Annotated in this window: 9 protein-coding genes; 4 read left to right on the top strand and 5 right to left on the bottom strand. The window is 67.7% G+C overall.

Features of this window, described 5'->3' with window-relative positions; all coding sequences use genetic code 11:
* Positions 1–20: 20 nt before the first annotated feature.
* Positions 21–2,630, bottom strand: coding sequence for a M1 family metallopeptidase (locus tag FHR20_RS06735; RefSeq protein ID WP_167298779.1), 2,610 nt, complete (start codon positions 2,628–2,630; stop codon positions 21–23).
* 358 nt (positions 2,631–2,988) lie between these two features.
* Between FHR20_RS06735 and FHR20_RS23225 the strand changes: the two genes are divergently transcribed.
* Positions 2,989–5,088: a GDSL-type esterase/lipase family protein gene (locus FHR20_RS23225; protein WP_167298780.1), complete on the top strand. Its 2,100-nt coding sequence runs from the start codon at positions 2,989–2,991 to the stop codon at positions 5,086–5,088.
* Between the two features lie 7 nt (positions 5,089–5,095).
* Here the strand turns inward: FHR20_RS23225 and FHR20_RS06745 are convergent, their stop codons facing one another.
* Positions 5,096–6,166 (bottom strand): PA0069 family radical SAM protein, encoded by a 1,071-nt coding sequence (locus FHR20_RS06745; RefSeq protein ID WP_167298781.1) that lies wholly within the window; start codon positions 6,164–6,166, stop codon positions 5,096–5,098.
* Positions 6,167–6,218: 52 nt separating this feature from the next.
* On the opposite strand from FHR20_RS06745, the gene FHR20_RS06750 reads away from it, so the two are divergent.
* The gene (locus FHR20_RS06750; RefSeq protein WP_167298782.1) at positions 6,219–6,560 is read left to right on the top strand and encodes a VOC family protein; all 342 of its coding nucleotides are present in this window, start codon (positions 6,219–6,221) and stop codon (positions 6,558–6,560) included.
* Between the two features lie 101 nt (positions 6,561–6,661).
* The gene (locus FHR20_RS06755) at positions 6,662–7,174 is read left to right on the top strand and encodes a YbjN domain-containing protein (protein ID WP_167298783.1); all 513 of its coding nucleotides are present in this window, start codon (positions 6,662–6,664) and stop codon (positions 7,172–7,174) included.
* A gap of 126 nt (positions 7,175–7,300) precedes the next feature.
* On the opposite strand, the gene moaB is transcribed toward FHR20_RS06755, so the two are convergent.
* Genes moaB through FHR20_RS06770 form a run of 3 tightly spaced genes read right to left on the bottom strand, consistent with a single transcriptional unit; the run spans position 7,301 to position 10,333 of the window.
* Positions 7,301–7,828, bottom strand: a complete 528-nt coding sequence (gene moaB / locus FHR20_RS06760; RefSeq protein ID WP_167298784.1) for a molybdenum cofactor biosynthesis protein B — start codon at positions 7,826–7,828, stop codon at positions 7,301–7,303.
* Positions 7,815–9,614: a lytic transglycosylase domain-containing protein gene (locus FHR20_RS06765; RefSeq protein WP_167298785.1), complete on the bottom strand. Its 1,800-nt coding sequence runs from the start codon at positions 9,612–9,614 to the stop codon at positions 7,815–7,817. Before FHR20_RS06765 ends, moaB begins: the two co-directional genes overlap by 14 nt.
* A gap of 2 nt (positions 9,615–9,616) precedes the next feature.
* Complete coding sequence (locus FHR20_RS06770; protein ID WP_167298786.1) at positions 9,617–10,333, bottom strand: uracil-DNA glycosylase family protein; 717 nt, start codon at positions 10,331–10,333, stop codon at positions 9,617–9,619.
* A gap of 127 nt (positions 10,334–10,460) precedes the next feature.
* On the opposite strand from FHR20_RS06770, the gene FHR20_RS06775 reads away from it, so the two are divergent.
* Positions 10,461–12,113 carry an electron transfer flavoprotein-ubiquinone oxidoreductase gene (locus FHR20_RS06775; RefSeq protein ID WP_167298787.1) on the top strand — a complete coding sequence of 551 codons (1,653 nt, stop codon included), beginning with the start codon at positions 10,461–10,463 and terminating at the stop codon, positions 12,111–12,113.
* Positions 12,114–12,181: the final 68 nt, after the last annotated feature.

Here is a 12,181-nt window from a genome sequence, read left to right on the forward strand (position 1 = left end):
AGGGGAAGGGGCCTGTCTTCTCACATTCCGGCGAACGCTGCCGTGACTTCTCCGGCCTTGGCATCCTTGAAGCGGGCGCAGTTGCGGATACCCTCCACTGCGCGATCCAGTCCAAGCCTGCTGCCGCCTTCGGCCCGCAGCTTGGCGTCGACCGTGTCGGCCGCCGCGAGCGAGCATTGCGCCTTGAACATCTCCGCCGAACGGCCCGAGAAGATGCCGCCGCCGCCGGTCAGCTTCGAGAATTCGTCGAAATGGGCGAGCATATATTCGAGCGCCGCGTCGCGGGTGTCGGCGTCCTTCAGGAATAGCGATGCCCCGAACAGCCGCTGGCGCGGTTTGTAGCGGGGATCGTTGAACTCGGTGAAATACCATTTCGCGACATCGGCATTGCCCGAAGAGGCGATGGCGCGAAACGCTGCCTCGCGCAGGTCCGGTGCCTTGCCCGCCAGTGCCATTTCGGCGAGCGTCCTGGCGAAGGGCACGCCGCGATCCTGGACGGTAATGGCCAGCGCCAGCGGCAGGAAGGCATCGTCGAGCGCATGGGCGTCGCCGGCGAGCCGCGCGTCGGCGGCGGCGGCCAGCCTGGCGCGCAACACGGGGTCATGACCATTGTCCGCCACGAAGCCGACCAGCTGCTCGCGCAGCTCGACGGTGTCGGCGTTGTCGTTCGCATGCGCGCCGGGCTTCGGATCGAAGCCGATCTTCGCCAGCATCGGGCCGTAGATGTCGACGAACAGCTTGCGATAGGCGGGCAGCGCCGCGGCGCCGATCAGCCCGCGATCGCGCAGGCCGGCGAGCCGGGTGCCGTTGTCGAGCTGCATCTTGGTCTTGGGATGGCGGGCCATCGCGCGGGCGAGCGCGACGAGCTGCGCGGTGTTCGCCTTGCCGGCATAGAAGCTCGCCCACAGGCTGTCGTCCACCGCCAGCGCCTCGCCGGTCGGCAGGGTGGGGGCAGCGGCAATCAGCGAATCCCAGTCGGCGGGATCGAGGTCGAAGCGATAATAGCCCCAGCCGCCCGCATTGGGGACGAGCGTGCCCGTGCCGTTGGCGACGACCGGTGCGCTAGGCTTGTCCAGCAGCGTACAGTTCCTGGCATCGCCCTGGCGGATGCAGAGCGGGATGATCCACTGTTCGGCGGGCGCATTGGTGCCGAAATAGGCGAAGCGCTGCTGGCTGGCGGTGAGCACGCCATTGGCGCGGTGGAAGGTCACCACCGGCACGCCCTGCTGGTCGACGAAGCTCCGCAGCGATTCGAGCACGCGCGGATCGTGCGCGGCGTCGGCCAGCGAAGCGAAGAACTGGTCGGTGGTCGCGTTGCCATATTTGTGGCGCGACATGTGCAGGCGCACGCCGTCGCGGAACTTCTCGTCGCCCATATAGCCGGCGATCATGCCGACGACCTGGCCGCCCTTGCCATAGGTGATCTGATCGAACGCCGCGTCGATATCCGCATCGTTGCTGATCTTCTGGTGGATCGGGCGGCCGGCGACCAGGGCGTCGAGGTCCATCGCCTCGAAACCCTCAGAGATGGCGTCGACGCCGATGTCGAGGTCCGGGCGCCATTCGTTGCCGATGCGATAGCCCATCCAGTTGGCGAAGCTTTCGTTCAGCCAGATATCATCCCACCAGGCCGGCGTGACCAGATCGCCGAACCATTGGTGCGAAAGCTCGTGCGCCACGACCATGCCGAAGGTCTGCTTGCTCGACGTGGCATCGTCCTCGTCGACGAACAGGATGCCGTCGCCATAGATGTCGGCCCCTGCATTCTCCATCGCGCCCGGCATCACCGGCGAGCCGATCTGGTCGAGCTTGGGGAAGGGGAAGGCCTGACCGAAATATTTCTCGAGCAGCGCGACGATCGGGCCCGAATTGTCGAGCGCGAACTGCATCCGGCCCTTGTAGGGCTGGGTGCCGACGATGCGCAGCGGCAGCGGCGTCTTGCGCTCGGGCGTGGGCGCCACCTTGGCGCCGAGGGTCGAGAAGGGGCCGACGACGAAGGCGACCAGATAGGTCGGCAGCGGCTTGGTGGCGATGAAGCGGTGCCTGACCAGTTCGCCGACCTTGGCCGGCTTGCCCGTTTCCGGTGCGTTGCTCAGCGCGACGAAGCCCGGCTTGGTGGTCAGCGACACGGTGAAGGGAGTCTTGAAGCCCGGCTCGTCGAAGCCCGGAAAGGCCGCGCGCGCATCGATCGACTCGAACTGGGTCCAGCTGTACCAGCTGCCGGCCACCTCGACGCGATAGGGCCCCGAAGCGCCAGTGCCGAAGGCCGCGTCATAGTCGAACTTCAGCGTCAGCTTCCCCGGCTGCACCGTCTTGCCGAAGTCGATCTGGGCGAGGCCATGGGGGCTCTTCTGGGTGAAGCCGAGCGGGATCTCCTTGCCCGCGACCACCGCCACCGCCTTGGTGACGTTGAGGTTGCGGCCGTGCATCCATACCGTCTGGGCAGCCCGGTTGAGCTGCACGTCGATCTCGGCGTGGCCGCTGAAGCGCGGCTTTTCGGGAACGATCGTCAGGTCGAGCCGATAGGCGAGGGGAGTCACCGTGTCCGGCAGCTTGCCGGTAGGCTGGACGTCCTGGGCATTTGCGACGGCGGGAAGCGTGAGGGCGAAAGCGAAGGCAAGCGCGCGCATGAAGGGTCCTTATGATCTGGCACTTGGCCTAGGCCCGCTGCCTGGCAGGTGCAATCGGCCACATGTTTCTGTTCGACTACTGTATGTTTCCATATTGTGTCTGTATCGTGGACGGCTATGGTGCGCGCAGGTCTCAGACCACCGGGCGGCGTTTGGATCCCTCTTTCCGCTGCCCGGTCCTAACTTAGGGGCCACCTGCCTTCGCGCGGTGGCCACCATTTTCCTCGCCGGCAGGCTGCACTAGGCCATTGCGCAGCGGCGCGGCTCCGATATGGTAGCGCTATCATAGTGCATCGACATGGCGCATGGACATGATGGCGCATCGACATGGCGCATGGACGCAAGAGGGAGAGGGGATATGGGCCTGATCGTGCGCCTGGCGGCGCTGGTCCTGTTGCTGGGCGCCGCGGCGGCGCCGGGCGAGCGCTGGGTGACGGCCTGGGCCACGTCGCAGATGATCCCGGGCAACAATGCGCTGCCGACGGAGGATCTGAAGGACGCCACGCTGCGCCAGGTGGTGCGCATCCAGATCGCCGGCACCCGGCTGCGCGTGCGCTTCACCAACGCCTATGGCACCCAGCCGCTGCGCCTCGGCGCGGCGACGATTGCGCGGGCGGCCGACCCCGCCTCGCCGCGGATCGATGCCGCGAGCCTGGTGGCGCTGCGCTTCGGCGGGGCGAGGAGCGTCACCATTCCGGCGGGTGCGGATTACTGGTCCGATCCGGTCGCGCTGCCGGTGCAGGCGGGCGCGGACCTGGCGATCACGCTCTATCTGCCCGATGCCCCGGCACAGCAGACCGGCCATCCGGGCTCGCGCGCGACCAGCTATTATCTCCATGGCGACCATGTGCGCGATCCGGACCTGCCGGGCGCCGGCAAGGTCGATCGCTGGGTGCAGATCGGCGCGATCGAGACGGTGTCGGCCAAGGCGTCGGCGGTGGTGATCCTCGGCGATTCGATCACCGATGGCTATGGCGTGCCTGCCAACAGCAACCAGCGCTGGACCGACGCGCTCCAGCTGCGCCTGCGCGCCACGCCGGCGCTTGCCGACATGGCGGTGCTCAACGCCGGCATCGGCGGCAACCGGCTGCTCAACGACGGGCTCGGCCCCAATGCGCTCGCCCGGTTCGACCGCGAGGTGCTGAGCTATCCGGGGGTCACCCATCTCGTGATCCTGGAGGGCGTCAACGATCTCGGCACGCTCACCCGCGACGCCCCGGCCACGCCCGATGCGCACGCTGCGCTCGTGGAGGGGATGATCGGTGCCTATCGCCAGATGGTCGCCCGCGCCCGCGCGCGCGGGATCAAGGCGATCGGCGCGACGATCCTGCCCTATGGCGGCTCGGCCTATTACCATCCGGATGCGCAGAACGAGGCCGATCGCGCCGCGGTGAACGCCTGGATTCGCGCACCCGGCAATTTCGACGGCGTGATCGACCTCGACGCCGCGCTCCGCGATCCCGCCGCGCCGACCCGGCTGCGCAGGGAATATGACAATGATGGGCTCCATCCCTCGATGGACGGCTATCGCGCGATGGCCGATGCGGTGCCGCTGTCGCTGTTCTCCGACAAGGTGAAGGATGCGGGCAGGGTGGCCGCCGCGCCGGCGGGGCCCGCGCCGATGATCGCCTTCACCTTCGACGATCTCCCCGCCCACGCGTCCCTGCCCGAAGGACAGAGCCGGGCCGGCATCGCCGAGCAGGTCATCGCCGCGCTGAAGGCCGGCGGGGCGCCGGCGATGGGCTTCGTCAACGGCGTGCAGCTCGAGCGCGAACCGGCCTCGGCGCCGGTGCTCGGCAAATGGCGCGCGGCGGGACTGACGCTGGGCAACCATGGCTGGAGCCATGCCAATCTCGACCAGCTGAGCGATGCGCAATTCCTGGCGGAGCTGGAGAAGAACGAACCGATCCTCGCGGCCAGGATGGGCGCTGCCGACTGGCGCTGGTTCCGCTATCCCTTCCTCTCCGAGGCCGCGACCGACCCCGCACGCCGCGCACGCATCCGCAAGCTGCTGGCGGAGCGGGGCTACAAGGTCGCCACGGTGACGATGGATTTCTCCGACTGGGCCTATAACGACGCCTATGCGCGCTGCGTGGCCAGGGGTGACGGCGATGCGATCCTGAAGATGGAGCACGCCTGGCTGGGCACCGCCGCGGTCCAGGCCGATCGCGCCCGCGCGATGAGCCAGGCGCTCTACGGCCGCGACATCCCCTATGTGCTGCTCCTGCACCTGGGCGCGTTCGACGCACGCATGATGCCGCAACTGATCGCCCTCTATCGCGAAAAGGGCTATCGGTTCGTCTCGATCGACGAAGCGGAGCGCGACCCCCATTATGCATCCGAGGTGAACCCGGCGCTCGTACCACAGCCCCAGGGACTGAACGGCGCGGTGGCGGCCAGGGGGCTGAAGGAACCGCAGGCGCCGGCGCTGCTGCCGCTGGAGACGATGTGCCGCTAGGAAGGCGCTAGAACAGCTCTCCCTGCGCCCCCCTGGGCGGCCGGAACAGGTCCGTCCGCAGCCGCAGCACTTCCCGGTCCAGCCCATGGCGTTTCGCCGCCATCCGGAACCGCGTCCGCAGCAGTTCCGCCCAGGGCCCCTGGCCCCGGAAGCGCGTGTGGAAATCGGGGTCGTTGTCCCTGCCGCCGCGGATCGACTGGATCGTCGCCATCACCTTGCCGGCGCGATCGGGGAAATGCGCATCGAGCCAGGCGCGGAACAGCGGCGCGACTTCGTGCGGCAGCCGGACCGGCAGGAAGAAGGCGGTGCGCGCGCCGGCTTCGGCGGCGCGCTCCAGGATGCGCTCGATCTCGTGATCGGTCACCTGTGGGATCACCGGCGCCAGCGAGACGAACACCGGCACCCCCGCATCGGCCAGCTGCCGCATCGCGGCCAGCCGCTTCTCGGGATGCGGGGCGCGGGGCTCCACCGTCATCGCGATCCTCGGGTCGAGCGAAGTAACCGAGATCATCACCGCCGCCAGGCCCTTTCTGGCCATCGGCGCGAGCAGGTCGAGGTCGCGTGTTACCCGGTTGGACTTGGTGGTGATCGTCAGCGGATGATCCTGTTCGGCCAGCACTTCGATGCAGCCGCGCGTGATCCGCCACTCGGCCTCGATCGGCTGATAGGGATCGGTGTTGGTCCCGAAGGCGATCGGCCGGCAGACATAGCCGCGCTTGCCCAGTTCCGCGCGCAGCAGCGCGGGCGCATCGGGCTTGGCGAACAACCTGCTCTCGAAATCGAGCCCCGGCGACAGGTCGAGATAGGCATGGGTCGGCCGGGCGAAGCAATAGATGCAGCCATGCTCGCAGCCGCGATAGGGGTTGATCGAGCGATCGAAGGCAATGTCGGGCGATTGGTTGCGGGTGATGATCGTCCGTGCCCGCTCCACCGTCACGGTGGTCCGCAGCGGCGGCGGGGCGTCGTCCAGCGCCGCGCGCGCATCCAGCCAGTCGCCGTCCGCTTCGCGCGCGGGCAGGTTGAAGCGGCTGCTTTCCTGGTTGAGGGTGGCGCCGCGCACCGGACGATTCTTCGCCATTGCCAAAGCCTAGGCGCAGGATTAGAACATATCAAGAACATTGGAGGCGAACATGGCACGAATCAGTTATCTCGAACTGCCCGCGAAGGATGTGGCCGGCACCCGCGATTTCTACGCCAGGGCGTTTGACTGGCAATTCACCGACTTTGCCCCGCATTACGCAGCGACCACCACCGGCGACACCGATCTGGGCATCAACGGCTCCGGCGACCAGCCGATCCCGCTGCTGCTGCCGATCGTCGAGGTGAAGGACCTCGAGGCGGCATTCGAGAGCGTGACGGGCGCGGGCGGCGAGATCACCGTGCCGATCTTCGCGTTTCCGGGCGGTCGCCGCTTCCATTTCCGCGATCCGGCGGGGAATGAACTCGGCGTGTTCGTCAACGAGCCGGAATGATTGCCGCGCCGCGGCGCCGTGATAGGATGGGGCCCTGGGGAAGTTCCTCCCGGCGGCGGCCGTGGATTTCCCGCCTGGGAACCGAAGGAAGAGGGGGAGTGATGGGCAAGGCTTTGATCGCGGTCGCATTGGCGGCCGGCCTGTGGGCGATGCCGGCGGCGGCGCAGAAGGGCGATCCGGCGCGGATGGTCGACATCGCGCATCCCGAGGAAGTGGTGAAGCTGCTCCAGAGCGAAGGCTACAAGGCCGAGCTGAAGAAGCATGAGGACAGCGGCGAGCCCTATATCAGCAGTGCGGCCAACGGATCCCCTTTCACCATCGAATTCTATGATTGCGGCACCGCCAAGGGCTGCACGTCGATGCAGTTCTTCTCCTGGTACAAGAAGAAGCCCTGGTATGATGCCGGGCTGGCCAATCGCTGGAACGCCAAGAAGCGTTTCCTGCGCATCGTGATCGACAAGGACGGCGACCTTTCCACCTGGATGGACGCCACCACCATCGGCAAGGTGAGCTATGCGAATTTCGCCGACACGATCGACTGGTGGTCGTCGATGACCGGCGACCTGTTCACCTTCCTCGACGAGGAGGAGAAGGCGGCCGGGGGGAAGAAATAGGGTTCCGTTCCCTCCCTTCCGGGAGGAGCGGGGTCGCATCGGGATGCAACGCTTCGGTTCCGCGGCGGCTACCCATCCAATTGTGCCGAGACTGGAGCCCGGCCTTCGTCGGGGAATGGCGTGTGCCTATCGCTCCCCCAGCCGCGGCAGCAGCTCGACGAAGTTGCAGGGCTTGTGGCGGATGTCGAGCTGGGTTGCCAGGATGCCGTCCCAGGCATCGGTGACTGCGCCGGTCGAGCCGGGCAGGGCGAAGACATAGGTGCCGCGCGCCACGCAAGCCGTGGCGCGCGACTGGATCGTGGACGTGCCGATCGACTGGTAGCTGAGCCAGCGGAACAGCTCGCCGAAACCCGGTATCTCCTTGTCCTGGACGCGGGCGAGCGCCTCGGGCGTCACGTCGCGGCCGGTCACGCCGGTGCCGCCGGTGGTGAGGATCACCTCGACCTGCGGATCGTCGATCCAGGCGTGGAGCCGGGCGACGATCGCATCCGCATCGTCGGTCACGATCATGCGGTCTGCCAGCACATGCCCGGCGGCAGTCAGCCGCTCGACCAGCCGGTCGCCCGAGCGATCGTCGGCCATGGTCCGCGTGTCGGAGACCGTGAGCACCGCGATCCGCACCGGGCGGAACGCGATGGCTTCATCGATTGGCATTGCCGTCCTGATGAAAGGCGAGCTTGCGCATGTTGAGCTTGACTGCGGCCGGACCCTGCATGCCGGGGAATTTCGGCCACATGCCCTGCGCCAGCGCCTCGCGGCTGCTCGATTTCCGGCCTTCCTGGTTCTCGTACATCCAATAGTTGCGCAGCACGGTCATCACATAGCCGCGCGTCTCCCAATAGGGGATGCTCTCGATGTAGAGCAGCGGATCGCCGCCATCCTTGATCATCGCGTTCCAGTTGGCGACGGGAGTGGGGCCGGCATTGTAGGAGGCGATCACCTTGGGCAGCAGCCCGCCGGTAAAGGGCTGGTCGCGCAACTGCTCGAGATAGGACTGGCCGATCTCCATGTTGACCGAAGGCTTGGTCAGGTCGCTGGCGGCATAAGTCCTGCCGTTGCGCCGGCCGATATCGATCGCCGCGCCGGTCTTCACCTGCATCAGGCCCATCGCGCCGGCCGCGCTGCGGATCTCCGAGTTGAAGCGCGATTCCTGGAGCGTGTGGGCGAACACCAGCGCCTTGTCGACGCGCCAGCCGCCGGCCGGGGTCCAGTTCGGCGCCGGATAGCGCGCGGCGGTGAGCGGCTGGGTGCCCTGCGGGCAATTGTGGGTGAGCCAGAGCTGGGTGGAGGGCAGGCTCAGGCGGCCGGCCAGGCGGGTGAGGGCGAGATGTTCGGAAGGGTTGCCGATCTTGGCCTGGTAGCGCAGCACCTCGTCGGCCAGGCCGTCCTCGTCGATCTCGACCAGCGCGGCGGCGACGCGCACGTTCGGGCGGCGCTCCAGCGCGCGCCAGTCCTCGGCGACGAACTTCTCGCCCTTGCCGGGCTTGTCCTCGATGCCGAGCGCCGATTTGGCGAGCAGGCCATAGAAGGTCTCGCCATATTGCGTGGCGGCGCGCAGCTTCGTCGCCACCCTGTCCGGGCGGCCGCACGCCATTTCGGCGCGCGAGCCCCAATAAAGGCCGGCGGAGCGCAGCTCGGTATCGGCGGCGCGGGTGGCGACGCGTTCGAAGGCGGCGGTGGCGCCGCTGCAGTCCTGTTCGCGCCAGGCGGCGAGCCCGGCGACCCAATCGGCCTGGGGCGCCCAGTCGCCCGCGCCGTCCTGTGCCTTGGCGGCGACGCGGCGGGCATTGCCGTCGTCTCCGGCGACGTAATAGATCCAGGCGACCTTCTGCTGCCACTCCGTCCTGGCCTCGGGCGTCAGGTCTGCCTCGAACCTGGCGACCACGCCTTCGGCCTCGGCGCCCTGATCGGCCTTCACATAGGGCTGGATGGCGAGCGCGATCTCGGTGGCGGCGGTGTCGCTCTTGATCGAGCGGGCGCGCTGGCGGACGGGCGCGCCGTCATACCAGATCAGCCGCGCCGCCGCCGGGATGGCGGGGGTGGCCGCGGCGCCGCGCGTCCTGGCCATGCGGCTGAGCTGGTCGGCCTGGGGCAGTTCGGGTGCATCGCCGATCAGCTGGAGCAGCGGGGCGAGTTCGACCTTGGGCGAGTTCTTCGCAGTGTAGAGCTCGGCGCGCGCGATCGCATGGAGCGGGCCCGGCTTCATCGAATCGAGCTGGAGCTGCGCATCCTGCCAGCGCTGGGCGTGGATCGCGGCGAATACCTTGCGATATCCGGCCTTCTGGTCCGAATCGAGCTGATCGGGAATGCCGTCGCCTTCGCGCGGGGCGGGGGCAGCGACGCCGTCGTCGGCGGTGTTGGCACCGTCCGCGCCCGGAAGGTCGGCGGCATGGGCGAGCGCCGGCGACGCAAGCAACGCGGCGGCAAACAGGATACGCATGGTCACAGGCTCCCCCGGGTCAACAGCAACAGGTGCTTCCAGGCTTCGCTTTTGGCGGCGGGGCGCTCCAGCAGGAAACGCGGGTGCAGGCTCGCCACTGCCTGTGTTTTTCCGCCGAAATGGTTAACATCGACTAAACCATTGGCCGATGCGCCGTCGTTCGCCTCGACCACGACACGGCTCGCCGCCTGGCCCAGGATCAGCAGCCTGGCGGGCTGGAGCAGCTTCAGGTGATGCTTGGCGATCTCGATCAGCCTGCCCTCCTGGTCGGGCGGGATGCGCCCGGCCAGCGGACGGGCGACGGCGAGCGACAGGAAATAGACCGAATCGCGGGCGATTCCCGCGGCAGTCAGCATGCGCGAGAACAGCTTTCCGGCCGCGCCATCTGCCAGGAGCGCGTCCTGATCGTCGCTTTCGGGCATGTCGGTGAGCACCACCAGCGCGGCATCCGCGGGGCCGCCGGGGCCGATCCGCGGAGTCAGCCAGGCGGCTTCGGGAACGGTCTCGCCGGTGCGCCAGGCCGTGAAGGCGGCAAGCGTATCGGGCAGGGTTTCGGGCTGGGGCGACGTTACGGCAGCCTGTGCCGGCTGCACCGGGGCGGGCCGCGCGAGCCAGTCGCGAGCCTCCTCTTCCTGAAGGGTTTCGACCCCCGCGTCGCGCCACCATTCGAGCGCGCTCGCCAGGGTACGCCCCCAATCCGCTGTGTACTCGCCTCCCACGCTGCCTAAGAGTCATGCCTTGACGGGCGGGTCAATCTGCCTTCATCGACCAAGGGACAGGACGTTGCCAGCATGCGACGACAAGCGATGCGGCAGGTGCCAGGCCAAGATTATGAAGGATGCGATGATGAGCGAACGGGAGTCGATGCCCTATGACGTCGTGATCGTCGGCGCAGGCCCCGCGGGCCTTTCGGCGGCGATCCGGCTGAAGCAGCTGGCCGGGGAGGCGGGCAGCGAGCTTTCGGTGTGCATCCTCGAAAAGGGCTCGGAGGTGGGCGCCCATATCCTCTCCGGCGCGGTGATCGACCCCAGGGCGCTGGACGAGTTGCTGCCGAGCTGGCGCGACGATGGCTGCCCGCTGGCGGCCACGCCGGTGACCGAGAATCACCACTGGGTGCTCAGCGAGAAGGGCAAGTCGGGCTTTCCCGAGTTCATCACGCCGCCGTTCCTGCACAACAAGGGCACCTATACCGGCTCGCTCGGCAATCTCTGCCGCTGGCTGGCCGACAAGGCGCAGGAAATGGGCGTCGAGATCTTCCCGGGCTTTGCCGCGGCCGAGATCCTCTATCACGACAATGGCAGCGTGAAGGGCGTCGCCACCGGCGACATGGGCGTGGCGCGCGACGGCGAGCACAAGCCCGACTATCAGCCGGGCCTCGAGCTGCACGCCAAATACACGTTCTTTGCCGAGGGCTGTCGCGGCCACCTGACCAAGCAGCTGATCCGCAACTTCGCGCTCGATGCGGACAGCCAGCCGCAGATCTACGGCATCGGCATCAAGGAGCTTTGGGACATCGATCCCGCCCATCACGTGCCGGGCCGCGTGATCCACACCCAGGGCTGGCCGCTGACCGACGGCGCCAATGGCGGCGGCTTCCTCTATCACCAGGCGGACGGGCAGGTCGCGCTCGGCTTCGTCACCTGGCTCAGCTACAAGAACCCCTATCTCTCGCCCTTCCAGGAGATGCAGCGCTGGAAGACCCATCCGGAGATCGCGGCGATCCTGAAGGGCGGCAAGCGCGTCTCCTATGGCGCGCGTGCCATTTCGGACGGCGGCTTCCAGTCGGTGCCCAAGCTGGTCGCGCCCGGCGCTGCCCTGATCGGCGACGCGGCGGGCTTCCTCAACGTGCCGCGCATCAAGGGCACGCACACGTCGATGAAGAGCGGCATGATGGCGGCGGAAGCGGCCTTCGCCGCGGTCGGCGCCGGGCGCGAGGCGGACGAACTGGCCGCCTATCCCGAGGCCTATAAGAAGAGCTGGGTCTACAAGGAACTGCGCGGCGTGCGCAACGTGGCGCCGCTGGTCAAGAAGTTCGGCGACACCTGGGGCACGCTGCTCGCCGGCGCGGCGATGTGGATGGAGCTGCTCGGCCTGCGCTGGCCCTTCACCATGAAGCACAAGCCCGACAATGAGGGCCTGTGGCACGCATCGGTGGCGCCGAAGATCGACTATCCCAAGCCCGATGGCGTGCTCACCTTCGATCGCCTCACCTCGGTGTTCATCTCGAATACCAATCACGAGGAGGACCAGCCCGTCCATCTGACGCTGAAGGATCCGGAAATCCCGATCGGCTACAATCTTCCGGTGTACGCCGAGCCGGCCCAGCGCTACTGTCCGGCGGGTGTGTACGAAGTGGTCGGCGAAGGCGACGATCTGCGCTTCCAGATCAACGCGCAGAATTGCGTCCACTGCAAGACGTGCGACATCAAGGATCCCACGCAGAACATCAACTGGGTGGTCCCCGAAGGCGGGGGCGGACCCAATTATCCGAACATGTAGCCTCGCGCTCGCGCTGCTGGCGGCGCTGCCCGCCACGGCGCAGCGGGCCGCGCCGCCGAACGAGCTGC

This window comes from Sphingomonas leidyi, assembly GCF_011761945.1.
GTDB classification, from domain to species: domain Bacteria; phylum Pseudomonadota; class Alphaproteobacteria; order Sphingomonadales; family Sphingomonadaceae; genus Sphingomonas; species Sphingomonas leidyi.